22 protein-coding genes and 2 tRNA genes are annotated in these 24,530 nt (G+C 64.8%); 10 read left to right on the top strand and 14 right to left on the bottom strand.

Annotation, left to right across the window (positions count from 1 at the left end; genetic code table 11):
* Positions 1 to 53: 53 nt before the first annotated feature.
* Positions 54 to 128, bottom strand: a tRNA-Gln gene (locus tag AUL31_RS00955).
* 129 nt (positions 129 to 257) lie between these two features.
* Here AUL31_RS00955 and AUL31_RS00950 point away from each other — a divergent pair.
* Positions 258 to 334: transfer RNA gene (locus AUL31_RS00950), tRNA-Pro, on the top strand.
* A 122-nt stretch (positions 335 to 456) separates the two neighbouring features.
* Here the strand turns inward: AUL31_RS00950 and AUL31_RS00945 are convergent.
* The 12 genes from AUL31_RS00945 to AUL31_RS00890 all read right to left on the bottom strand — a co-directional run bounded on the left by AUL31_RS00945 (position 457) and on the right by AUL31_RS00890 (position 13,186).
* A complete protein-coding gene (locus AUL31_RS00945) occupies positions 457 to 3,498 on the bottom strand; it encodes an efflux RND transporter permease subunit (protein WP_060600086.1) in 3,042 nt (1,013 codons plus the stop codon).
* A complete protein-coding gene (locus AUL31_RS00940) occupies positions 3,495 to 4,604 on the bottom strand; it encodes an efflux RND transporter periplasmic adaptor subunit (protein WP_082646711.1) in 1,110 nt (369 codons plus the stop codon). The genes AUL31_RS00945 and AUL31_RS00940 overlap by 4 nt, the downstream gene beginning before the upstream one ends.
* 54 nt (positions 4,605 to 4,658) lie before the next feature.
* Positions 4,659 to 5,156, bottom strand: a complete 498-nt coding sequence (locus AUL31_RS00935; RefSeq protein WP_073468956.1) for a YqhA family protein — start codon at positions 5,154 to 5,156, stop codon at positions 4,659 to 4,661.
* 54 nt (positions 5,157 to 5,210) lie between these two features.
* Entirely contained in the window at positions 5,211 to 6,656 is a 1,446-nt protein-coding gene (locus AUL31_RS00930; protein WP_060600082.1) for a GntP family permease, read from the bottom strand.
* Between the two features lie 88 nt (positions 6,657 to 6,744).
* Positions 6,745 to 7,800 (bottom strand): urea transporter, encoded by a 1,056-nt coding sequence (locus AUL31_RS00925; protein ID WP_060600080.1) that lies wholly within the window; start codon positions 7,798 to 7,800, stop codon positions 6,745 to 6,747.
* A gap of 66 nt (positions 7,801 to 7,866) precedes the next feature.
* Positions 7,867 to 9,570: an urease subunit alpha gene (gene ureC, locus AUL31_RS00920; protein WP_060600078.1), complete on the bottom strand. Its 1,704-nt coding sequence runs from the start codon at positions 9,568 to 9,570 to the stop codon at positions 7,867 to 7,869.
* 1 nt (position 9,571) lies between these two features.
* Positions 9,572 to 9,883, bottom strand: a complete 312-nt coding sequence (locus AUL31_RS00915; RefSeq protein ID WP_060600076.1) for an urease subunit beta — start codon at positions 9,881 to 9,883, stop codon at positions 9,572 to 9,574.
* 10 nt (positions 9,884 to 9,893) lie between these two features.
* Positions 9,894 to 10,196: an urease subunit gamma gene (ureA, locus tag AUL31_RS00910; RefSeq protein WP_060600074.1), complete on the bottom strand. Its 303-nt coding sequence runs from the start codon at positions 10,194 to 10,196 to the stop codon at positions 9,894 to 9,896.
* A gap of 28 nt (positions 10,197 to 10,224) precedes the next feature.
* Positions 10,225 to 11,106 (bottom strand): urease accessory protein UreD, encoded by an 882-nt coding sequence (locus tag AUL31_RS00905; RefSeq protein WP_082646710.1) that lies wholly within the window; start codon positions 11,104 to 11,106, stop codon positions 10,225 to 10,227.
* A 153-nt stretch (positions 11,107 to 11,259) separates the two neighbouring features.
* Positions 11,260 to 11,955, bottom strand: a complete 696-nt coding sequence (locus tag AUL31_RS00900) for an urease accessory protein UreF (RefSeq protein WP_060600072.1) — start codon at positions 11,953 to 11,955, stop codon at positions 11,260 to 11,262.
* 10 nt (positions 11,956 to 11,965) lie between these two features.
* On the bottom strand, positions 11,966 to 12,610 hold the full coding sequence (gene ureG / locus AUL31_RS00895) for an urease accessory protein UreG (protein ID WP_060600069.1): 645 nt from the start codon (positions 12,608 to 12,610) through the stop codon (positions 11,966 to 11,968).
* 60 nt (positions 12,611 to 12,670) lie between these two features.
* Complete coding sequence (locus AUL31_RS00890) at positions 12,671 to 13,186, bottom strand: urease accessory protein UreE (RefSeq protein ID WP_060600067.1); 516 nt, start codon at positions 13,184 to 13,186, stop codon at positions 12,671 to 12,673.
* A 196-nt stretch (positions 13,187 to 13,382) separates the two neighbouring features.
* Between AUL31_RS00890 and AUL31_RS00885 the strand changes: the two genes are divergently transcribed.
* The 9 genes from AUL31_RS00885 (at position 13,383) to glpK (ending at position 23,477) form a co-directional block, all read left to right on the top strand.
* A complete protein-coding gene (locus AUL31_RS00885; RefSeq protein ID WP_060600065.1) occupies positions 13,383 to 14,162 on the top strand; it encodes a DeoR/GlpR family DNA-binding transcription regulator in 780 nt (259 codons plus the stop codon).
* An 86-nt stretch (positions 14,163 to 14,248) separates the two neighbouring features.
* Positions 14,249 to 15,736 (top strand): glycerol-3-phosphate dehydrogenase, encoded by a 1,488-nt coding sequence (glpD, locus tag AUL31_RS00880; protein WP_244489286.1) that lies wholly within the window; start codon positions 14,249 to 14,251, stop codon positions 15,734 to 15,736.
* A gap of 31 nt (positions 15,737 to 15,767) precedes the next feature.
* Positions 15,768 to 16,853 carry an ABC transporter ATP-binding protein gene (locus AUL31_RS00875; protein WP_060600061.1) on the top strand — a complete coding sequence of 362 codons (1,086 nt, stop codon included), beginning with the start codon at positions 15,768 to 15,770 and terminating at the stop codon, positions 16,851 to 16,853.
* A gap of 12 nt (positions 16,854 to 16,865) precedes the next feature.
* Positions 16,866 to 17,948 carry an ABC transporter ATP-binding protein gene (locus AUL31_RS00870; RefSeq protein WP_060600059.1) on the top strand — a complete coding sequence of 361 codons (1,083 nt, stop codon included), beginning with the start codon at positions 16,866 to 16,868 and terminating at the stop codon, positions 17,946 to 17,948.
* A 3-nt stretch (positions 17,949 to 17,951) separates the two neighbouring features.
* Complete coding sequence (locus AUL31_RS00865; RefSeq protein ID WP_060600057.1) at positions 17,952 to 18,842, top strand: carbohydrate ABC transporter permease; 891 nt, start codon at positions 17,952 to 17,954, stop codon at positions 18,840 to 18,842.
* Positions 18,839 to 19,732 carry a carbohydrate ABC transporter permease gene (locus tag AUL31_RS00860; RefSeq protein WP_060600055.1) on the top strand — a complete coding sequence of 298 codons (894 nt, stop codon included), beginning with the start codon at positions 18,839 to 18,841 and terminating at the stop codon, positions 19,730 to 19,732. The genes AUL31_RS00865 and AUL31_RS00860 overlap by 4 nt, the downstream gene beginning before the upstream one ends.
* Positions 19,733 to 19,743: 11 nt before the next feature.
* Positions 19,744 to 20,031, top strand: a complete 288-nt coding sequence (locus tag AUL31_RS00855; RefSeq protein WP_060600054.1) for a DUF2160 domain-containing protein — start codon at positions 19,744 to 19,746, stop codon at positions 20,029 to 20,031.
* Positions 20,032 to 20,117: 86 nt separating this feature from the next.
* Positions 20,118 to 21,881, top strand: a complete 1,764-nt coding sequence (locus AUL31_RS00850; RefSeq protein ID WP_060600051.1) for an ABC transporter substrate-binding protein — start codon at positions 20,118 to 20,120, stop codon at positions 21,879 to 21,881.
* A gap of 102 nt (positions 21,882 to 21,983) precedes the next feature.
* Positions 21,984 to 23,477, top strand: coding sequence for a glycerol kinase GlpK (gene glpK, locus AUL31_RS00845; protein WP_060600049.1), 1,494 nt, complete (start codon positions 21,984 to 21,986; stop codon positions 23,475 to 23,477).
* On the opposite strand, the gene AUL31_RS00840 is transcribed toward glpK, so the two are convergent.
* Complete coding sequence (locus tag AUL31_RS00840; protein WP_060600048.1) at positions 23,461 to 24,525, bottom strand: AI-2E family transporter; 1,065 nt, start codon at positions 24,523 to 24,525, stop codon at positions 23,461 to 23,463. The two genes, glpK and AUL31_RS00840, sit on opposite strands and share 17 nt — an antisense overlap.
* Positions 24,526 to 24,530: the final 5 nt, after the last annotated feature.

Below are 24,530 nucleotides of genomic sequence, written 5' to 3'. Positions count from 1 at the left end.
ATTGGAGCTTTTTGCGCTCTCAAAGCACGCGGTTTGCCACGCATGATGTGAAGTGGCTGGGGCGCCTGGATTCGAACCAGGGAATGGCGGTACCAAAAACCGCTGCCTTACCGCTTGGCTACGCCCCACCGGCCGCTGTCGCAGCGTGGGCTCTATACCCTCTCCCGGAGGGGCTGGCAATCCAGGACGGAGGGCCAAACTTTGCCGAAAGAACCGCTTGCGCGGCGGCCCCCTCCCGGCTATACGGACGGCGGTTTCGGAGTGTAGCGCAGCCTGGTAGCGCACCTCGTTCGGGACGAGGGGGTCGCAGGTTCGAATCCTGCCACTCCGACCATCCAGCTCCCTCACATCGTCGATGCAGTGCCCCAGCCCTTCGGGGCGGCCGCAGCCGGCAGTCGGTCGACCGCCGGCATTGGGTCCGCTCTGGCCTAACCAGCATCTACGACAAGGCTCCGGCTAATGCGCGCGCTCGCGCCAGCCGAACCAGATGGCGTAAAGCGTCGGCAGCACGATCAGCGTCAGCAGCGTCGCGACCAGCAGCCCGCCCATGATGGCAAAGGCCATCGGCCCCCAGAACACGGTCGGCGCAATCGGGATCATGCCGAGCACCGTCGACACCGTCGTCAGCATGATCGGCCTGAACCGCGCGCTGCTGGCATCCATGACCGCTTCGGCGACGCCCTTGCCCGACCGTCGTTCGGTGTCGATCTGGCCGATCAGGATAACCGCATTCTTGATGATCATTCCCATCAGCGCCAGGATGCCGAGAATGGCGACGAAGCCGAGCGGCTTGCCGGATAGCATCAAGGCGCCGACCACGCCGATCAGGCCCAGCGGAGCCACGCTGAGCACCAGCGCCAGCCGCTGGAAGCTCTCGAACTGGAAGATCAGCACGGTGAGCATGATGAGCAGCATCACCGGCACCACCGCGATCACCGATGCCTGCGACCTCGTGCTTTCCTCCACAGTGCCGCCCAGATCTATGTGATAGGAGCGCGGCAAGGTGGCGGCCAGAGCCTCTACCTGCGGCGTCAGCGCCGAAACCACGGTCTCGGGCAGCACCCCGGGCGTCACGTCGGCCTGGATGGTCAGGGTGGGCACGCGGTCCCGCCGCCAGACCAGCGGATAGGACTGCTCATATTCGAAACTGGCGACCTGGCCCAGCGGCACCGTGCGCCCCCCGGGCAGCGGCAGCGCCAGCGTCCGCAGCGAGGCCAGCGATACGCGCTGCTCGTCCGTGGCGCGGGCAACCACATCGACGAGGTAGATATCGTCGCGCACCTGCGTCAGCGGCATGCCGGTGATAACGGTGTCGAGCACCGAGGAGATCGCCTGCGAGCTCAGGCCCAGCCGCCTCGCCTCGTTCTGGTCGACGCGGATGCGCACCTCCCTGGTCGGCTCGATCCAGTCGAAATTGACCATTTTGGTGTCGCTGTTGGCCGCCACGATCTCGGCCAGGTCGAAAGAGATGTCGCGCACCGTTTCGATGTCCGGTCCGCTGACGCGGTACTGGACCGGCCAGCCGACGGGCGGCCCCAGCTCGAGCGGGTAGACGCGAGCAACCAGGCTGGGAAACTCTTCGGCCAGCAGTGCCTCGAGCCGGGTCTGCAGGCGCTCGCGCGCGGCCACATCCTTGGCCACCACCACCGCCTGGGCAAAGAAATCATTGGGAAGCTGCGCATTGAGCGGCAGATAGAAGCGGATCGCGCCGCGCCCCACATAGCTGCTCCACCGCTCCACGTCCGGATCGCCCCTGAGGGCATCGTCGAAGCGCCTGGCCACGGTTTCGCTGGCATGGATGGAGGCGCTTTGCGGCAGGCGAAGGTCGACGAGCAGCTCGGGCCGGTCGGACGAGGGAAAGAACTGGCGCGGCACCAGCGGCAGCAGCAACACCGCCCCGACGAACATCGCCAGCGTTACGGCGATGGTTGCCCACTTGAACCGTATGGCCTTCGACAGGAAGCCGCGATAGGCGCCGATCACCCTGCCCGGTTTTGTCGTACCGGTCTGCTTTGGCGCCTTCAGTATGAAGACGCCGAGCAATGGCGCGAAAACCACCGCCACGAACCATGAGACGACCAGCGATATGCTGACGACGGCAAACAGCGAATAGGTGTACTCGCCCGCCGAGCTGGCGGCAAAACCGATGGGCACGAAACCGGCAATGGTGACCAGCGTTCCGGCCAGCATCGCGAAGGCGTAGGTGCGAAAGGCGAAGGTGGCGGCATCGTGCTTGTCGTCGCCGGCGGCAAGCCGGTTGAGCATCGCATCGGTTGTCGTCATCGCGTCGTCCACCAGAAGGGCAAGAGCGATGATGAGCGCTCCCAGCGATACGCGCTGCATGTCGATGCCGGCGATGTCCATCACCGAAAAGACGACGGCCAGCGTCAGCGGTATCGACAGCGCCACGACAAGTCCCGGCCGCAGCCCCAGCGCGATGAAGCTGACCACGAGAATGATGGCGATCGCCTGGAACAGCGATGTCATGAAATCGGCGATCGCCAGTTCCACCGTCACCGCCTGGTCGGCCACCAGATGGGCCTCGATGCCGACAGGCAGTTCGTCGGTGATCTCGACCATGGCGTCGGTGACGTTCTGCCCGAGCGCCAATATGTCGCCGCCATCGCGCATGGCGATGGCCAGCCCGATCGCTGCGGTCCCATTCACCCGGAACAGGGGTTGCGGCGGGTCGCTTTCGCCACGCCGCACCACGGCGATATCGCTGAGACGCAGCAGCCTGTCGCCGACGAAGAAGTCGACATTGCGGATGTCGTCCTCTGTCTCGAACGAGCCGGAAACCTGCAATGCAAGGTTTTCATCGCCGGTGCGTATGATGCCGGACGGCCGCACCACATTCTGTGCCCGAAGCGCGGCGATCAGCGAAGTGCGGTCGACACCCAGATTTGCCAGTTGCTCCATCGAGAATTCTATGAAGATCTGCTCGTCCTGCGCTCCGATGATGTCGATCTTGGAGACATCCGCCACATGCAGCAGCTTTGACCGTGCATCTTCGACATAGTCCCGAAGCTCGCGGGACGAGAAGCCATCGGCGGTGAAGCCATAGATGATGCCGAACGTGTCGCCGAACTCGTCGTCGAAGCCCGGCCCGACGATACCCATCGGCAGCGTGTGGCGCATGTCGCCGACGCTCTTGCGCACATGGTACCAGGTGTCGTTCACCTCTGCGGGCGTCGCCTTGCCCTGCAGGGCGACGAAGATGGTCGTCACCCCCGCGCTTGTGTAGCTGCGCAGGAAATCCAGATGCGGCGTTTCCTGCAGCGTGCGCTCCAGCCGCTCGGTGACCTGGGAGAGCGTATCCTCGACGCTGGCGCCCGGCCACGCCGCCTGCACCACCATGGTCTTGATGACGAAGCTCGGGTCCTCGTTGCGGCCCAGCGTATTGTAGGACGCAAGGCCGATGACCACCGCGATCATCATCAGGTAGACGACGATCGAACGGTTCCGGAGCGCCCAGTCGGAAAGGTTGAACCCGCTCATTGCTGCGAACCGAGAAGCCGGACCACCTGCCCAGGATGCAGTGCCTGCACGCCGGCCGTGACGACGATCTCGCCGATGTCGAGCCCCTGCGCCACCGTCACGAAGGCCGGATCGAAACCGGCGATCTCGACATTGCGCAGCGCCACGGCGTTGCTGGCCGGATCGACCACCCAGACGGCGGGGGCGTTGTCGACGCGCGTCAACGCGGATGCCGGCAGGCTGATCGCCGAGGCGCTTTCGGCGGTGACGCTGCCCGTCACGCTGGCGCCCAGCCGCATCGCCGCGGGCGGGTCTATCAGGCCGACGCGCACGGCAAAGGTGCGCGTAACGGGGTCGGCCTGCGGCGCAACCTCGCGGACACGGCCCAATGCTGAAACCGCATTGTCGTCCGTCAGGCTGACGGTGACTTCCGGGTCGGCGGGCAGGTTGCGCAGCAACTGCGCGGGAACGTCGAACACGGCGTCCTGCCCGTTTTGCCGGGCAATCTGCAGGATCATCCGACCGGCCTGCACCACTTCGCCCGGCTCGGCGCCGCGCGCCGTGACGACGCCGGCCGTGTCTGCCTTCAACTCGGTGAAGGCAACCTGATCATGCGCGATCTTCAGCCGCGCCGTTGCGTCGTCCACCTGCGAGGTCGCCGTCTGCTGGGCCTGTTGCGCCTGATCGTAAAGGGCGCGCGTGGTGAACCCGCTGTCCAGCAATTGCCGCTGCCGCTCGAAGGCGTTGCGCGCCGTGCGGAGCTGCCCCTCGGCCGCCGCCAGCGCCGCCTGGGCCGAACTGAGCGCGTTCAACTCGTTCTGCGGGTCAAGCCGCGCAACCACCTGCCCCGGCGCCACGACGTCGCCCACATTGACGGGGCGCTCCACCATTCGGCCGGCAATACGAAAGGCGAGCGCCGCCTCGTTGCGGGCCTCGACCCGGCCCGACAGCACGATCGGGTCCATGCTCCGGCTCATTTCGACCTGCACGGTCCGCACCGGCCGGGGCGCCGCAGCCCGCGGCTCGTCGCCGCCACTGCACCCCGTCAACAGCAGCGTGGCCAGCACGACAGGCAGGACATGCGACAGGTTCAAACGGTCGCAAGAGTGTTCCTTGTAGGCGATCACCGCTCTTCCCCCTCTTTGCGAGCATCGATCCGGCTTGACATGACAGCCACGCGGTCAGTGTTTGTTGCGGTTGATGGACAGATAAAAAACCAGCGGCACGAGCACGAGCCCGATCGCCGCCCCAAGGTGGAGTATGTCTTTGTTGCCGTCCCATGCGACGGCTTCCTTGAGAAACAGGACGGACAGTACAGCGATGACAACGCTGACGAGATGATCCTTCAGATCATCGAGGTTACTGATGATCAGCCACTTCGGCAGGGGCGATTTATCATCGACGAACAGGCTGTAGAGCCCGATGGAGATGATATAGACGGCAATGGAGATCAGAAAGACATCGACCGCCTCGATCACGCGGATCGCAAGCAGTTTCGTGTCGCCGGAATGCCCCCCGAGAAACTCCGACATCCGGAAGGCCGTCATGATGATGCTGACGCTCTGATGCAGCATCAGGAACAGAGAACAGCCAAGCGTAATGATGACCGGAATGATCATCATGTAACGACTTGCCGAGAAGACTTTCCGGATCAATGAACGCCCCTCCTGGAACTCCATGAAACCATGTCGCTTGCAAGGACGGGGCCGCCCCGGCCCCGTCCGGCGCCGTGATCAGAACGACCCGACGTATGTTCCGAGAAGAAGAACCACGATCAGCGAGATCACGACGCCCACGATGACGGTCATGCTCATGTCCTTGTAACTTTCGGCGTGGGTCAGCCTGCTGATTTGCAGAAGCATCAATACGGTGCCGTTATGCGGAAGGGCGTCCAGCGTCCCCGCGCTGATCACGGTTATGCGGTGCATCAATGCGGGGTCGATACCGTATGTGGAAGCCAGGGCCAGGAAATGGTCGCCCAATGCGGCCAGCGCGATGGCCGAGCCGCCCGAGGCCGTACCCGTAAGGGCGGCCAGGGTATTCATGGCAACCGTCAGCGAAATCAGCGGGCCACCCGGGATCGACAGAACCGCATCCCGAACGGCTGTGAAGGCCGGCAGGGCCGCGACGACGGCCCCGAAGCCGACGAGGCTGGCGATGGTCAGCATCGGCAACGCGGCGGAATTGGCGCCCGCGTCGAGACTTTGCCGAATGTTGGGCAGTCGGCGGAAGTTCAGGAGGATGACGGTCAGGTTGGCGGCCGCGAGGGCCACGATCACCGACCATACACCGCCGACGGCGGCGAAGCTGGTGCCGCCCCATTGCGGTTCGGCCAGATAGGCGAAGTCCAGGCGGGGAAGCACCACCAGGGCCATCAGGAAATTGACGACGATGACGACGACCAGCGGCATGGCCGCAGCGATGAAAGGTGGCTCCGCATCGGCCCTTTGCCCGTGCTCCAGCTCTGCCGGATCGAACTCGCCCGAGGCGCTTGCCCGCTCGCGCAGCTTCTCGTCGATCGGTGCCGGCGTTTCGACGATGGCGCCAAAGCCTTCGCCCGCGCGGCGCGCCGCGGCTTCCGCGCGTGCCAGCCACCACAGGCCGAAGGCCAGGGTAATCAACGAAGCGATGATGCCGATGCCCGGCGCGGCGAATGTCGTTGTGCCGAAATACGGCATGGGGATCGCGTTGTTGACGGAGGGCGTACCCGGCAAGGCCGTCATGGTGAAGGTGAATGCACCCAACCCGATGGTGGCCGGCATCAGACGCCGCGGAATATCGGCCGCCTCGAACATGCGCTGCGCCATGGGCACGAGAACGAAGAACGCAACGAAGACGCTGACACCGCCATAGGTGACGATGGCTGACGCAAGAACCACCGACAGGATGGTTCTTTTCGTACCCAGGCGGGAGGTCAGGAAATTGGCGATGGATGCGATCGAGCCGCTGTCGTCCATGAGCTTGCCGAACAGGCCGCCCAGCAGGAATATGGGAAACCACTGCGCCACGAAGCGCGCGGCGCCCGGCATGAAGGTTTGCGTCCAGTGCGGAAGGACCGGCTCACCGGCAAGCAGCGCCGCCGCCAATGCCGCCACCGGGGCAACCAGAAGGACGCTCCATCCGCGATATGCAAACCATATCAACAGCGCCAGCGCGACAAGGATACCGATCAGTCCCATACCCGAGCTCCACTTCCGCGATAAACTCGGCTGCGTCGAACGACCGGCGCAACCAGATCATTCCCATCGTGCCTGTCGGTCGATCGCGTTACGGATCGTGCATCTTCAGGCCGTAGCGCTGCCTGTTCACCTCGGGCGTAACCGCATCTGCCGGCGCAACCGGCCGCAAGGCGGCGAAGCCCTTGGCCCCGATCAGCATGAGCCAGGTGACGAGAACGAAGGCCGACGTCAGCACCGGCATGTCGATCGGCTCCAGGAAGATCGCGACGGACGCCCAAAGCCAGGTCGCCAGCACGATGCCGAAGAGCGTGTACAGAAAGCTCGCCCAAGTCAGCACAAGGAAGAAGCCGCCAAGGGCGATTGCCGTAAGGGCGGCGTTGTAGCCGAACAGGCCATCCCGGATGGCCCCTTCCGGTCCGCCGAAGACGACAGCCACCAAGGCGGCAAAGGCGGCCCCCAGAAGAGCCATCGCCGCGCTGACGCGGGAGTTGACGGCAATGCCGACGACGATCAGGTAACCCGCAATCCAGTTGTCCTGAAAGAAGATCTGCCCGATCGCATTGCCGATCCCCATGTACCAGGTCGGCAGGACATAGTTGGCGGTGGCCACATAATCGTCCGGCGATACGGGCTTTGCCAGGGGGCCGGCGTCGATATTGGCGAACTTCAGCACGGCGAACAGGAACAACCAGCCCACCAGAACGAAGGGCATGGTCAAAGCAGCCACCTTGTAGGGCTGCAGCAAGGCGCCGATAGCCGAAAACACCACGCTGGTCATCGCGGCAGCGAAGATGATGTAGACCAGCATATGGACCGACGGAATGGCGCCGGTGCGGAAATCCGCGCTGGTGAATGCAACCAGCGCAAGGCCGACCAGCGCGCCGTTGAAGCCGTACAGGCCGTCGGCGATCAGGCCGTCATCCGCCTTCAGCACCTTGGCGGTGAGCGTGGCAATGACGGTGCCCAGCAGGCATATCGCGCCGTAAATCCATGAATTGAAGAACAGCGCGGCCAGGATGATGAACCCGGACAGGGGGTTGTTCTGGAACACGACCTGTCCGATGCCGCGCAGGACATGGTCGCCGAAGGCCACGGCCTGGTCTGTGGGGCCCCTTCTTCTCTGCGTGTGACTTGTCTCTGCCATCACGTCACCTGCGGGACCGACCGTCCGGCATGGCCACTTACGGCCAGGCCGAACGGGTCCATTGGGTTAGAACAGGAAGTAGCGCTGGGTCATCGGGAGTTCGCTTGCCGGTTCGCAGGTGATCAGTTCCCCGTCGATGAACACCTGGTAGTTCTGCGGATCGACCTCGATCCTGGGTGTCAGCGTGTTGTGGATCATGTCCTTCTTGCGGATGCCGCGGGTGCCCTTGACCGCCACAAGCTCCTTCTGGAGCTGCAGTTTGCCGCCGATATCGTCATCCAGCGCGGCCTGCGATACGAAGGTGACGCCTGTCCGGCCGCGTGCCCTGCCCATCACGCCGAACATCGGCCGATAGTGGACGGGTTGCGGGGTGGAGATCGACGCGTTGGGATCGCCCATCGGCGCCGTCGCGATCATGCCTCCAAGCAGGACAAGCGATGGCTTCACGCCGAAGAACGCCGGCTTCCAGAGCACCAGGTCGGCTCGTTTGCCGACCTCGACCGATCCGATCTCATGGGCGAAGCCATGGGTGATCGCCGGGTTGATCGTATATTTGGCGACATAGCGCTTGCAGCGGAAATTGTCGTTGCGCTCGCTGTCTTCGGGCAAGGGGCCGCGCTGGACCTTCATCTTGTGCGCGGTCTGCCAGCACCGAAGGGTCGTCTCGCCGACGCGCCCCATGGCCTGCGAGTCGGACGACATCATCGAGAACGCGCCCAGATCGTGAAGGATATCTTCGGCGGCGATCGTTTCCTTGCGGATGCGGGATTCGGCGAAGGCCACGTCTTCCGGAATCTGCGGGCTGAGGTGATGGCACACCATCAGCATGTCGAGATGCTCGTCGATCGTGTTGACCGTATAGGGCCGCGTCGGGTTGGTGGACGAAGGCAGGATGTTTTCCTGCCCGGCAGCCGTGATGATATCGGGGGCGTGGCCACCGCCCGCGCCCTCGGTGTGGAACGAGTGGATGGCGCGGCCCTTCATGGCCGCGAATGTATCGGCAACGAAGCCGCTTTCATTCAGCGTATCCGAATGCAGCGCCACCTGGATGTCCATTTCGTCGGCGACGGTCAGGCAATTGTCGATGGCGGCGGGCGTGGTGCCCCAGTCTTCGTGGAGCTTCAGGCCGATCACCCCGGCGCGCACCTGCTCGCGGAGCGGCTCGGGCAGGCTGGCATTGCCCTTGCCCAGCAGGCCGACATTGATGGGAAGCTCTTCCGTAGCCTCCAGCATCCGGTGGATGTACCACGGACCCGGCGTAACGGTGGTCGCCAGCGTGCCGACGGACGGGCCCGTCCCGCCGCCGACAAAGGTGGTCGTTCCGCTTGTCAGCGCCTCTTCCGCCTGCTGCGGGGCGATGAAATGGATATGGCTGTCGATGCCGCCGGCGGTGAGGATTTTCCCCTCGCCCGCAATGACGTCGGTGCCCGGGCCGATGACGATGTCGACGCCCGGCTGGATATCGGGATTGCCCGATTTGCCGATGGCAACGATACGCCCATCCTTGATGCCGACATCGGCCTTGACGATGCCCCAATGGTCCAGGATGACGACATTGGTGATGACGAGATCCACGACATCGGCGGCATTGCGCTGGCTTTGCCCCATGCCGTCGCGGATGACCTTGCCGCCGCCGAAGGTGACCTCGTCACCGTAGACCGTCCTGTCTTCCTCGATCTCGATCATCAGTTCGGTATCGGCCAGGCGGATGCGATCGCCCTTGGTCGGACCGTAGAGCGAAGCGTAAGTCTCGCGGGAAATGCGCGCCATTTCAGACCTCCAGCTTGCCCATGATCTTGCCGTTGAAGCCGTAGACCGTCCGGTCGCCGGCCAGCGCCACCAGTTCGACGGTGCGCGATTGACCCGGCTCGAACCGGACAGCCGTGCCGGCAGGAATGCCAAGACGGAAGCCACGCGCCATTTCCCGGTCGAAATGCAGTGCGGCGTTGGTTTCGAAGAAATGGTAGTGCGATCCGACCTGTATCGGCCGGTCGCCGGAATTGGCCACTTCTATGGACCGCGTCTCACGACCGGCATTGAGCTCGATCGTGCCGTCCTCGATGAAAAACTCGCCTGGGATCATAACGGCAACCTCATGGAATAGGGCTGTGGACCGTGACCAGCTTGGTCCCGTCCGGAAAAGTGGCTTCGACCTGAACGTCGTGGATCATCTCCGGAACCCCCTCCATGACATCGTCACGGGTGAGCAGGGTTGCGCCATAGGACATGAGCTCGGCAACGGACCGGCCGTCGCGCGCGCCCTCCAGGATCGCCGCCGAAATGAAGGCGATCGCTTCGGGATAGTTCAACTTCAGCCCGCGCTCTTTCCGGCGCTCGGCCAGGAGGGCCGCGGTAAAGAGCAGAAGCTTGTCCTTTTCCCGGGGTAGGAGCTCCATGGGTTACCTTTCTGCTTTCACGTTCCGATTACGTTGCCCAGATGCGCGGAGCGCACGCCGCCTTGCCCTGCATCAGCGTTCGCAGAGCATCCCATGCCTTGTGGAATAAATGCTTACCCTCTGCGGCATGCGGCCCCAGATAGCGGCACACCACGACCTGCTCCATCTGGCTGACCGAGAACAGGCCTTCGCCGTGATCGCCGACCGCGTCGCGCACCCTGTCCGCGGCGTCCTCCACGATCCGGCCCGCGTAGATCATGGTAGCCCAGGTCGTGTGCCCCCCAAGCGCGAACGGCGCGCGCAAGAGCGGCGAGCCGCCCGCAAGGTCCACCCGCTCGATCCAGATGGGCCGGCCGTCCCGCCTGATCTCGGTCCGCTGCACGAACCTGCCGGTTTCGAAACGTTCGTTGGCCGCCGGACGGCCAAGGCAGATGAAATCCCAGCCGACGTAAGTGCCGTCCGATGCCAGCGATACATCATTGCGGATATGCGCTTCGGCGCCGTCGAACACGATGGATTCCTGCGGGAGATACTCGCATGTCGCCCCTGCCCCGACCTTTATGCGGACGGACTGGATGCTGGTGTGCCGGTCGCTTCTGTAGAACTTCGTCGCCCCGGGGGTCGTCAGAACGGCCTGAGCCTCGTCATCCACATGGAAATCCATATCGAGCCGATCGCCGCCGGCAAGCCCGCCCGGCGGATGCAGGACATAGACATGGCAGGTTCCATCCTTTTCAGGATGAAAGGCCTGCTGCACGACGAGCGGTCCAAGGTGCCGACGGCGCATCAGGCGCGTCTTGCCCGCGCTGCGCGCAAACGACAGCTCCAGCTCCGCGCACCAGTTGCTTGGGCCTGCGGAGTAACGTGCGCGCTTTATGGTTTCTTCGGCAACATTGACGATGGAGTTCATTGCATGCTGCTCCGATCGCGGCGAACCTATAGCCCCCTACGGTTCACCGACGATAATGATATTAGAATAAAGATAGTTCTCTCTGTCAATCTGTGCGTGCACTCGCATGGTTGGCGAGCCAACGTGACGGACTGCAGCTCTTACCCGTGCGCATCACGACTGAAAGAGCCGGCTGTACTGCGTTTCGTGCCAGGCGCTGGCCATGGCCAATGCGGGGGCCAGATTGCCTATGTCGTCATCCCCCATCGCGGCGGCGCGTGCGGCCGCCTGTTCGATCGGCCCGACGGCATGAACCAGGATGCGCTGCCCCGCGGTATGCCCCAGCGGCACCAGCCGGATTGCGGCCGTGACCTGCCCTTCGACGAAGATCCACATCAGGCCCTGCAGGGCCACCATGGGCGGAATGCGCCAATGGTGCGCCGCCATGGCAAAGACCGCGGTGAAGGTCAGTTGCCGGTCGTGGGCATCTTCGGTTCCGGGCACATCGAGGTCGGCCAGCAGACGCAGCAGCGCCTGCCCGAGCCGCTTGTCCTCAAGCTGGAACTCGCGGCTTTCGCGGCTTGCCGCCAACCACGCATCGGTTGCCAGAAAGCGCTGGTCGTCGCCGTCCGCCAGCGCCGAAGCCAGACGCAGGAAGAGCGCGCCATCCAGTTGCGCGAAACTCGACTGCAAGATGCCCAGGATCCAGTCCTGAGCCGATGCCTCGTCGGTGACCCACCCTGCGAGGGTGGCTGCTTCAAGTCCCCTGGAATAGGAAAACCCACCGATCGGCAGGGTCTGGCTGACGAGACGCAGCAGATGAAGGGGGGCCGTCTCGCCCCCACCGAAGGATGCCGAGCTTGAATCCATGGTGCTATGGCTATCCCTGGCTGGCTGCCCTGTCGTGGCTGAGCGCAAGACCGCCATGCTCCACCAGGTAGTCGATGACCCGGTCGAGCCCCTTGCCGCGCGAAAGATCGGTAAAGCCGAAGGGCCGGGATTGGCGCATGCGGGCGGCATCCCGTTCCATGACGTCGAGATCGACGCCGACATAGGGCGCAAGGTCGGACTTGTTGATGACGAGGAAGTCGGATCGGGTAATCCCCGGCCCTCCCTTGCGTGGGATCTCCTCGCCCTGGCAAACGGAAATCACATAGAGGGTCAGGTCGGCCAGATCGGGCGAGAAGGTGGCCGCGAGGTTGTCGCCGCCGGACTCGATGAAGACGATGTCGAGGTCGGGGATCCTGCGGGTAAGCTCGGCGATCGCCTGCAGGTTGATCGAGGCGTCTTCGCGTATCGCCGTATGCGGACAGCCCCCGGTTTCGACGCCGACGATCCGGTCTTCGGACAGCGCCTGCCGCCGCGCCAGTATCATGGCGTCTTCCTTGGTGTAGATGTCGTTGGTCACGACAGCGATGGAAAAATCCTCTCGCATGGCCTTGCAGAGTTTTTCCGTCAGGGTCGTCTTGCCTGAGCCGACCGGGCCGCCGATGCCGACGCGGAGGGGCCCGTTACTGGATGCCATGGTTTGTATCCTTCACGTGATGAACCGGTTTCGACCGCGGATCGGCAGCAATTCTGCGCTTCAGTGCGCGCCGTGCCCGGCATGACCATGCGCGTGGCCGTGGTCACTGCCGTGCTCATGGCCGTGGCCATGACTATGGCCGGAATAGGCGCCGCGCATGGGGTTGAACGGCATCACCACGTCATGGACATGGGCGCCGAGCCCCTCCAGCATCGCCTTGATGACGTGATCACGCAGGATCAGAATGCGCTCGGCGTCGATGGACGCGGCAAGGTGACGGTTTCCGATGTGCCACACCAGTTCCATCATGTGGACGGGATCATGCCCCCGGACCGAATAGAGCTCTTCGTCGGCAGCCGCGATCTCGACGACACCGCCCCCTTCGATCACCAGCCGGTCGCCGGCCCCAAGAACCACTGTTGCCGGAAGGTCGACCAGCACGGACCGACCGTCGTCCAGCTTGATCGTGCGGCGCCGCAGATGGCGCTCGTCGTGCGGCAGGACCGCCCTGCCGACCAGAGGCTCGGTATCCGAAGCATCGCCGCTGGCCACTTTGACGGCTATCGCCTTCAACATTCCGGTTTCCCCACATCACGGCAGCGTCGTTGACAATCCAGGGTGTCTTCTGCGCCAGGATTCAGACCTGATCGATACAAACTACACAAGTTTAGGTATGTCCATGCCTTCGGGATAAGCCATACACTTTCGTTTTCCCTTCGTACCGATTTCGTTTTAAGAAGCGAACACGACGCGAGCGAAGGAAGGGAGGCCTATGCTTTCGGAACGGCAGAACGCCATCATGGAGCTGGCGCGCGGCGATGGCCGCGTTTCGGTGGAGGCGCTGGCCGGCCGCTTCGCCGTCAGCGTGCAGACCATCCGGAAAGACCTGAACGAACTGTGCGATGCCCGCCTTCTCTCGCGGATCCATGGCGGCGCCGTGCTGGGCGCGGGGGCCGAGAACCTCAATTACGACGCGCGGCGCAGCATCGCCGCAACCGAAAAGGCGGCCATAGGCAAGGCCGCCGCCGACCTGATCCCCGACCGTTCCTCGCTGTTCATCAATATCGGCACGACAACCGAAGCCGCGGCCCGCGCGCTGCTGCATCATTCGGGCCTGATGGTCATAACCAACAATCTCAATGTCGCGCATGCCCTGCGCGCCAGCCCGGAAATCGAGGTCATCGTGGCCGGCGGCCTCATCCGCCGGTCCGACGGCGGTATCGTCGGCGAAGCGGCTGTCGACTTCATCCGGCAGTTCAAGGTGGACTTCGCCGTCATCGGTGCATCGGCCATCGACGAGGACGGCGCCCTGCTCGATTTCGATTACCGGGAGGTCCGCGTCGCGCAGGCCATCATCGCCAATGCGCGCCATGTCGTGCTCGTCTCCGACTCCACCAAGTTCGAGCGCACCGCACCCGTCCGCCTTGCCCGCCTGGAACAGATCGGGACCTTCGTCACCGACCGTTGTCCCAGCGAGCGGGTAAGGGAATTGTGCCAGGCGGCCGGCGTCCGCCTGATCGAAACGAGTGTGGACACAGATTCTGTCGCTTGACTTTCGTTTATCTTCGTTTCTAAATCGCCTCGCTTTCGAAATTGCCCGTCAGTGTTGCAATGCGAAAGCAGGGGTGGCGGCGAAACATGCTGGATGTCTTTATCATCGGTGGCGGAATCAACGGCTGCGGCATCGCGCGGGACGCGGCCGGCCGTGGATTTTCGGTCATGCTGGCAGAGCGCGGCGACCTTGGCTGCGGCACCTCGTCGTGGAGCACCAAGCTCATCCATGGCGGGTTGCGCTACCTCGAACATTACGAGTTTCGGCTTGTCCGCGAGGCGCTGGCCGAGCGCGAGGTCATCTGGGCCATCGCCCCGCATATCGTGCGGCCCCTGCGCTTCATCCTGCCATTGCACAAGGGGCTGCGGCCCGCCTGGCTGCTGCGTACCGGGCTTTTCCTGTACGATCACCTCGGCGGGCGAAAGCGGCTGCCGGCAACCACGGCGGTAGACCTGACCGGCCCGATGGGGGCACCGCTCAAGCCCGAGTTTCGCAAGGGCTTCGAATATTCCGACGCGCGCGTGGACGATACGCGCCTCGTCGTCCTGAATGCGCGTGACGCGGCGGCGCGCGGCGCCGGCATCGCCGTGCGCACCGAAGTCGTTTCCGCCCGGCGCGTGGCGGGTGGCTGGCAGATCCGGCTTCGCGATCTGCGCACGGGTGCCGAAAGCGATGTCGAGGCACGGTTTCTGGTCAATGCCGCCGGGCCATGGGTCGACGGGGTGCTGGCCGGCGTCGTCGGGCATGCGTCGCCCCATAATGTCCGGCTTGTCCAGGGCTCGCATATCGTGCTGCGCCAACTGTACGAGCATGACCGGGCCTACATCTTCCAGAATGCCGACGGCCGCATCATCTTCGCCATTCCCTACCATTCGGGCACCACGCTGGTCGGAACGACGGACCGCGACTATGAAGGCGACCCGGCAAAAGCCGCCATATGCGACGAAGAGATCGACTACCTGATCGCCGCCGCCAGCGAGTATTTCGAAAAACCGCTGCGGCGCGACGACATCGTCTGGAGCTTCTCGGGCGTGCGCCCGCTGTTCGACGATCATGCCGGCAAGGCGCAGGAAGCCACGCGCGACTACGTCCTGAAGACCGAGGGCGACGTCGGCGAAGCGCCGCTGCTCAACATCTTCGGCGGCAAGATCACCACCTACCGCAAGCTGGCCGAAGACGCGCTCGGCGAGATCGAAAGCCGCCTCGGCGTGCGTGGACCTGCCTTTACCGGCACGCAGCCATTGCCCGGCGGCGATTTTCCGCTGGATGGCGTTGCCGCGCTGGAAGCGCGTCTGGGCGACATCGCGCCCGGCTTGGATTCGGCCACGCGGACGCGCATGGTGAGCGCCTACGGCACGGATGCGCTTGCCATCGCCGCCGACCTTGGAGCCGATCTCGGCCATGGCCTGCACGAGGGGGAAGTGCGGTGGATGGTGGAACGGGAGTGGGCCATGAGCGCCGAGGACATCCTCTGGCGGCGGTCCAAGCTGGGGCTGGTTTTCGCCCCGGACGAAAGACAAACCCTGGAAAACAGGGTCGAGGAAATCGCAAGGCCGCAACTGGCGGCAGAGTGACATCTGCCTGGTGCACGCACGGGAGGAAACGGTGCTGCAACTCATCGATGTGGAAAAGCGTGTCGGGGCCGAGACGCATATCGGCGACGTATCCCTCTCGCTCGAGCGCGGAACGCTGACCGTCCTTCTGGGCGCTACCCTGAGCGGCAAGACGAGCCTCATGCGCCTGATGGCTGGCCTCGACAAGCCCACGAGCGGGCGCATCCTGATGGACGGGGTCGACGTGACGGGCGTGTCCGTGCGCCGCCGCAACGTGGCCATGGTGTACCAGCAATTCATCAACTATCCGGCGATGACCGTGCGCGAGAACATCGCCTCCCCGCTGCGCGTCGCCGGGCGCAGCCGCGCCGATATCGATGCCGCGGTGGCCCGCGCCGCGCGTCTCATGAAGCTGGAGCCCTATCTCGACAGGACGCCGCTGAACCTGTCCGGCGGCCAGCAACAACGCACCGCGCTGGCCCGCGCCATCGTGAAGGGCGCCGACCTGGTGCTGCTGGACGAGCCGCTGGCCAATCTCGACTACAAGCTCCGCGAGGAGCTGCGAGAGGAATTGCCCCGCATCTTCAGCGAGACGGGGGCGATCTTCGTCTACGCCACGACAGAGCCCACCGAAGCCTTGCTGCTGGGCGGGCGCACGGTGACCCTGCGGCAGGGCCGCGTCACGGCCGTCGGCCCGACGAGCGAGCTCTACAGGCAGCCGGCCGACCTGGAAACGGCGCGCATCATGTCGGACCCGCCCCTCAACGTCATCGGGCTGACCGTCTCCGGCGGCGCCCTCGTGGGGTCCGATGGCCTGACACTGCCCGCCGGCACGCTGGCCGGGCTGGGCGACGGCGCCTATGCACTCGGCATACGGGCGCACCAGCTCCATCCGGACGCGGCCACCGCAGCGCGGGGCAGGCTCGTTGCCCGCCTTTTGACATCCGAGGTCACCGGATCGCAGACCTTCGCCCACGCGGATGGCGCGGGCGCCCGGCTCGTCGCCGTGCTGCCGGGCGTGCGCCGCATGCAGCCGGGCGAGACGATGGAGCTGGCCTTCGATGCGGCCGACATGATGCTGTTCACCGCCGATGGCCGCCGCATCGACCGGACGCGCGCCGCCAGCCGGGCGGCTTGAGGGAAAACGCCGATGGCCAGTATCCGCCTTGATCGCCTCCGCCACGCCTACACGCCGCAACTGGCCGCCGCGGGCACCTATGCCCTGCGGCAGATCGACCATACGTTCGACGATGGCGGCGCCTATGCGCTGCTGGGCCCGTCCGGCTGCGGCAAGACCACGCTGCTCAACATCATGTCGGGCCTGCTGACCCCCACCGAGGGGCGCATCCTCTTCGACGAGCGTGACGTGACGGACCTCTCGCCCGAGCGCCGCAACATCGCGCAGGTGTTCCAGTTTCCGGTGATCTACGACACGATGACCGTTGCGGAAAACCTCGCCTTTCCCCTGCGCAACCGCCGTGTGCCCGAGGCCGAGATCGGCCGCCGCGTGGCCGCCATGCTGGAGCGGCTCGGGCTTGCCGACAAGGCGGGCCGCAAGGCGCGCGGCCTGACCGCCGACGAAAAGCAGAAAATCTCGCTGGGGCGCGGACTGGTCCGCTCGGACGTCGCCGCCATCCTGTTCGATGAGCCGCTGACCGTCATCGACCCGCACATGAAGTGGATCCTGCGCTCGCAGTTGAAAGAGCTGCACGGCCAGTTCGGCACCACGATGATCTACGTCACCCACGATCAGACGGAAGCGCTCACCTTCGCCGACAAGGTAGTGGTGATGTACGAGGGCGAAGTGGTGCAGATCGGCACGCCGGAAGAGCTGTTCGAGCGGCCGAAGCACACTTTCGTCGGTTATTTCATCGGCTCTCCGGGCATGAATGTCCTGTCCTGCCGCCTCGCCGATGGCGTCGCCTTCGTCGGCGGGCAGCGCCTGCCCTTGCCGCCGGGCCTGACGGCAGCGGTCGATGCCCGCACGCAGATCGGCGTCCGGCCGGAATTCGTCCGCGTCGTGCCGGCGGGCACCCACGGTGCGCTGCCGATCACCATCGACAAGGTCGAGGATATCGGCTCCAGCCGCATCGTGCGGTCGCGCCTCGGCGACGAAAAGCTGACCGCGGTACTGACCGACGACGCGCCGGTTCCGGCCGATGCGGCGGTGCTTTTCGAGCCGCGCGCCGTCAACCTGTATGCCGATTCCTGGCTTGTGGGCGGGAGGGCCTGACCGATGGACAAAACCTGGAACAACCGCGCCTGGCTGATGGTCCTGCCGGTGCTTGTCCTCGTCGCCTTTTCGGCGGTGATCCCGCTGATGACGGTCGTCAACTACTCGGTGCAGGACACGTTCGGCCAGAACGAGTTCTTCTGGGCCGGCACGGAGTGGTTCACCGAAATCCTGCAATCCTCGAGGTTCCACGATGCGCTGGGCCGCAACCTTCTGTTTTCGGCGATCATCCTGGCGATCGAGGTGCCGCTGGGGATCGTGGTGGCGCTTGCCATGCCGCGCAAGGGTTTCTGGGTTCCGGTGTGCCTGGTGCTGATGGCGTTGCCGCTGCTGATCCCGTGGAACGTGGTGGGCACCATATGGCAGGTCTTCGGACGCACCGATATCGGCCTTCTCGGCGCCACCCTGACGCGGCTCGGCATCGACTATAATTACGTGCAGAACCCGCTGGACGCCTGGATCACCGTCATCGTGATGGATGTCTGGCACTGGACAAGCCTCGTCGTGCTTCTGTGCTATGCCGGCCTCGTCTCCATTCCCGATGCCTATTACCAGGCCGCCCGCATCGACGGCGCCTCGCGCTGGGCGGTCTTCCGCTACATCCAGTTGCCGAAGATGGGCCGTGTGCTGGTGATCGCCGTCCTGCTGCGCTTCATGGACTCCTTCATGATCTACACCGAGCCCTTCGTCGTCACCGGCGGCGGACCCGGCAATTCCACAACCTTCCTGTCGATCGACCTCGTCAAGACGGCGGTCGGCCAGTTCGACCTCGGCCCGGCGGCAGCGATGAGCCTGATCTACTTCCTGATCGTGCTGGCCCTGTCGTGGGTTTTCTACACCGTGATGACGAATGTCGGCGTGGACCGGCCGCAGGGCCAGGGGGACCAGTCATGAGCAGCCTCACCCATCCGGCGGCCTCCGTGCCGCCCGCCCTGCATGCCGAAGATGCCCTCAAGCGCCGCTCGGCACAGGCCGCCAGCCGGCGCTTCCATGCCAAGGCGCTGATACCGGCCCTCTACATCCTGTTCCTGCTGGTGCCGATCTACTGGCTGGTCAATATGAGCTTCAAGACCAATCAGGAGATCATCAGCGGCGTCACGCTGTGGCCGATCAACCCGACGCTGGACAATTACCGCACCATCCTGACCGATCCGTCCTGGTATCGCGGCTACATCAACTCGATGATCTACGTGGCGATGAACACGGTCATCTCCGTGGCAGTGGCGCTGCCGGCCGCCTATGCATTCTCGCGCTATCGCTTCCTGGGCGACAAGCACCTCTTCTTCTGGCTGCTGACCAACCGCATGGCGCCGCCGGCCGTGTTCGCCCTGCCCTTCTTCCAGCTCTACTCGGCATTCGGCCTCATCGACACGCATATCGCGGTGGCGCTGGCGCACTGCCTGTTCAACGTGCCGCTGGCGGTCTGGATTCTGGAAGGCTTCATGTCGGGCGTGCCGAAGGAGATCGACGAGACCGCCTATATCGACGGCTACTCCTTCCCGCGCTTCTTCTTCAAGATCTTCATGCCGCTCATCGCCAGCGGCATCGGAGTGGCGGCCTTCTTCTGCTTCATGTTCTCGTGGGTCGAGCTGTTGATCGCCCGCACGCTGACGGTGACGGACGCCAAGCCCATCTCGGCCATCATGACGCGCACCGTCTCGGCTTCCGGCATGGACTGGGGCGTGCTCGCCGCGGCCGGCGCGCTGACGATCATCCCCGGCGCGATCGTCATCTGGTTCGTCCGCAACTACATCGCCAAGGGCTTTGCCCTGGGCCGGGTCTGACGGAGGTGACCATGCCCGATTTCTCATGGATGGCCTGGACATGGCCGACGGCGATCTTCTTCCTGACCATCGCCCTGCTGATCGCCCTGATGGGCGTCTGGGAGGTCGTGTCACCGGGAGGCGGCCCGCGCTACGGCATACTGCGCTTCGAGACGACACGCGGCGACCGCCTGTTCCTGTCGCTGCTCGGCTCGGCCTTCATATGCCTCGGCTCTCTTTTCTTCTTCGAGGACGCGACCTTGTGGCCGGCGCTTCTCGTCTGCCTCGCCTATGCGGGGCTGGTGTTCCGCTTCGTCTGAAGCGGCGTGACTGTGCCCGCCGCGCGCCGCCGGTCGCGCGGGAACGGGTTTATCTCCGGTCAACATCGTTCCTGGGAGGAATCTTCATGAAGACGAGATGGATGCTGGGTGCCGCTAGCCTTGCGATCATGGTCGCGGCCGGCCCCGCGGCGGCCGACATGGACGCCGCGAAGACATTCCTGGACAGCGAGATCGGCGAGTTGTCGACGCTGGATCGCGCGCAGCAGGAAGCGGAGATGCAATGGTTCATCGATGCGGCGAAGCCCTTCGCCGGCATGGAGATCAAGGTCGTCTCCGAAAACATCACCACCCACGACTACGAGTCGAAGGTGCTGGCCAAGGCGTTCTCCGACATCACCGGCATCAAGCTGACGCACGATATCATCGGCGAAGGCGACGTGATCGAGAAGCTGCAGACGCAGATGCAGTCGGGCGAGAACATCTACGACGCCTATGTCAACGACTCCGATCTGATCGGCACGCACTGGCGCTACAACCAGGTGCGCAACCTGACCGACTGGATGGCCGGCGAAGGCGCCGACGTCACCAATCCGGGCCTGGACCTGGCCGATTTCATCGGCACCAGCTTCACCACCGCGCCGGACGGCAAGCTGTACCAGTTGCCCGACCAGCAATTCGCGAACCTCTACTGGTTCCGCTACGACTGGTTCAACGACGAGAAGAACAAGGCGGACTTCAAGGCCGAATACGGCTACGACCTCGGCGTGCCGGTCAACTGGTCGGCCTATGAGGATATCGCCAAGTTCTTCACCGGCCGCGAGATCGACGGCAAGAAGGTCTACGGCCATATGGACTATGGCAAGAAGGACCCCTCGCTCGGCTGGCGCTTCACCGATGCCTGGCTGTCCATGGCCGGCAATGGCGACAAGGGCCTGCCCAACGGCCTGCCCGTCGACGAATGGGGCATCCGCGTCAACGACAAGTCGCAGCCGGTCGGCTCCTGCGTCGCCCGGGGCGGCGATACCAACGGACCGGCAGCCGTCTATTCCATCGAAAAGTATCTCGAATGGCTCAAGGCCTATGCCCCGCCGTCGGCCCAGGGCATGACCTTCTCGGAAAGCGGCCCGGTGCCGGCGCAGGGCGAGATCGCCCAGCAGATCTTCTGGTACACGGCCTTCACCGCCGATGCGGTCAAGGAAGGCCTGCCCGTCGTCAACGAGGACGGCACGCCGAAGTGGCGCATGGCTCCGTCGCCGCATGGCGTCTACTGGGTCGAGGGCATGAAGCTCGGCTACCAGGACGTCGGCTCGTGGCTGCTGATGCAATCCACCCCGACCGAGCGTGCCAAGGCGGCCTGGCTGTATGCTCAGTTCGTCTCGTCCAAGACGGTCGACGTCAAGAAAAGCCATGTCGGCCTGACGTTCGTGCGTGAATCCACCATCCGCGACAAGAGCTTCACCGACCGCGCCAAGAATCTGGGCGGCCTTGTCGAGTTCTACCGGTCGCCGGCCCGCAAGCAATGGTCGCCCACCGGCACCAACGTTCCGGACTACCCCAAGCTGGCGCAGCTCTGGTGGCAGGCCATCGGCGATGCGGCCGCCGGCAACAAGACCCCGCAGGAGGCGATGGACTCCCTCTGCGAGGAGCAGGAGCGCGTGATGGCCCGCCTGGAGCGTGCCGGCGTGCAGGGCGACAAGGGCCCCGTCCTGAACGAGGAGCACGACATGGAATACTGGGTCGAGCAGGCCAAGGCCAACGGCACGCTTGCGCCCCAGCCCAAGAAGGAAAACGAGAAGGAAACGCCCATCACCGTCAATTACGACGAGCTGGTGAAAAGCTGGGCCGATGCGGCCCCCGGCGACCGCGCGGACGCGGCCCCGGCCAATTGAGCCGCTGCGGCATATCTGTCATCCATCGAAAGGGGCCGGGCCGAGAGGTCCGGCCCCTTCATTTCACCGCCGCCACAGACCCAACGGGAGGACCCAAAACCCATGTCCGGCTATATCCTCGCCATCGACCAGGGCACGACATCCACGCGCGCCATCGTCTTCGACGCGTCCTTCCGGGTGGTTGGCGTCGCGCAGGAGGAGTTCGGCCAGATCCTGCCGCAATCCGGCTGGGTGGAGCATGACCCCGAAGAAATCTGGCGCACTGTCCTTGCAACCGTAAAGCGGGCGCTGGCCGATGCGTCGCTGTCGGCAGCGGACATTGCCGGCCTCGGCATCACCAACCAGCGAGAGACGACCATCATCTGGGAGCGGGGCACGGGCCGGCCGATCCACAACGCCATCGTCTGGCAGGACAGGCGCACCGCCGAACGCTGCCGGCAACTGGTGCGCGACGGCGCGGAAGCCACCGTCATGGACAAGACCGGTCTTGTCATCGACTCGTATTTCTCGGGCACCAAGATCGCCTGGATTCTCGATAATGTGGACGGCGCGCGCGCAAGGGCCGAAGAGGGCAAGCTGGCCTTCGGGACGGTCGATACGTTTCTCCTCTGGCGGCTGACGGGCGGCCGCACCCACCTGACCGATGCAACCAACGCCGCCCGGACCATGCTGTTCGATACCGCGGCCAACGCCTGGGACGAAGAGCTGTTGCGGCTGGTCGACGTACCCGCCGCACTGCTGCCCGACATTCGCGACTGCGCCGCCGATTTCGGCGAAACGGACCCTGCCCTCTTTGGCGGGGCCATCCGCATCTGCGGAATGGCAGGCGACCAGCACGCCGCCGTCCTGGGCAATGCCTGCTTCAGGCCGGGCATGATGAAATCCACCTACGGCACCGGCTGCTTCGCCGTCCTCAACACCGGGACCGAGCGGGTGCGTTCCGGCAACCGCCTTCTGTCGACGCTGGCCTACCGCCTCGACGGACAGTCCACCTATGCGCTGGAAGGCTCCATCTTCATTGCCGGGGCGGCGGTGCAATGGCTGCGCGACGGGTTGAAGATCGTGCAGCGCGCCTCCGACACGGGCCTGATGGCCGAGCGCGTCGACGACAGGCAGGATGTGTATCTGGTGCCGGCCTTTACCGGGCTGGGCGCGCCCTGGTGGGATGCCGACGCGCGCGGTGCGATCTTCGGGTTGACGCGCGATACCGGGCCGGACGACTTCGCCAGGGCGGCGCTGGAGGCCGTCTGCTACCAGACGGCCGATCTGCTGCATGCCATGCGGCGCGACTGGCCCGCCGCTTCCGACACCGTGTTGCGCGTGGACGGCGGCATGGTTGCCAGCGACTGGACCATGCAGCGGCTTGCCGACCTTCTGGACGCCCCGGTCGACCGGCCCACCGTCCTGGAGACGACCGCCCTCGGTGCCGCCTGGCTGGCGGGCCGCCATTGCGGCGTCTGGCCGGACATGGATGGCTTCGCCGAACGCTGGAACCTCGACCGGCGGTTCGAGCCCTCGATGCGGCAGGACCTGCGAAACCGCAAGCTGGCCGGGTGGGAGGATGCCGTCCGGCGCGTTCTCAGCGATCGGTCGTGATAAGCTGCGGCCGCTTGCGCCGCTCTTCGGTGTAGAGAGACCAGACCGTTACGAACAGGGCGGCGATCAGCGGACCGATGATGAAACCGTTGATGCCGAGCAGGGTCAGGCCGCCGACCGTCGAAAACAGGACCATATAGTCGGGAAGCCGGGTTTCCTTGCCCACCAACGGCGGCCGCAGCACGTTGTCGACGAGGCCGATGACAGCGACGCCGACGCCGATCAGGATGGCGCCCTTGACGTATTCGCCCGTCAGCAGGAAGTGAAGCGCGACCGGCATCCAGACGATGGCTGCGCCGACGGCCGGCAGCAGCGACAGGAAGGCCATGATGGTGCCCCACAGCACCGCGCCGTTGACACCAAGCGACCAGAAGGCGATGCCGCCGATGGCGCCCTGCAACCCTGCAATAATGAAATTGCCGCGCACGGTGGCGCGCACCACGGATATGAAGCGGCTCAGGATCGCTTCGGTATGATCCGGCCGCAGCGGCGATGCGTTGCGCAGGGCCCGGGCGATCCGGTCGCCATCGCGGAACAGGAAGAACAGAAGATAGATCATCAGGCCCACGGCGACGAAGAAGCCCAGCGTCCCCTGCCCGAAATTCCAGGCCTGCCCGGCCACGATCTGCCCCGCTTGTGCCGCAGCCGAGGTGATGCGCTCCGAAAGATTGTCGGCGCCCAGCCCCTGCAGAAACTCCTGCAGCTCGCTCGGCAGGCGGTCGTAGAGGGCCTGCCCGTAGGCCGCCGGCTCGAAGCCACCGCTCGTCATGCGGCTGTAGAGGCTCCGCCCCTCCTGCACGATCGAGCCCACCAGGAAGGCCATCGGAATGATCGCCACGAGAATGCACACCAGAACGCTGATCGCCGCGGCAAGCGAGTCGCGGCCGTTCATGCCGGACTGGATGCGGCGGTGGACCGGGTCGAAAATGACGGCCAGCACGATGGCCCACAGCACCGCCCCCATATAGGGCTGGATCAGCCACAAAAAGCCGATCGTCACGATCGTCAGGAAGATCATGAAGGCCCGGTGCTGGGTACCATCGCTCATCGGTG

The sequence above is a fragment of the Aureimonas altamirensis genome, assembly GCF_001463885.1.
Lineage (GTDB): Bacteria > Pseudomonadota > Alphaproteobacteria > Rhizobiales > Rhizobiaceae > Aureimonas > Aureimonas altamirensis.
This window is presented reverse-complemented; position numbering and strand designations above follow the sequence as displayed.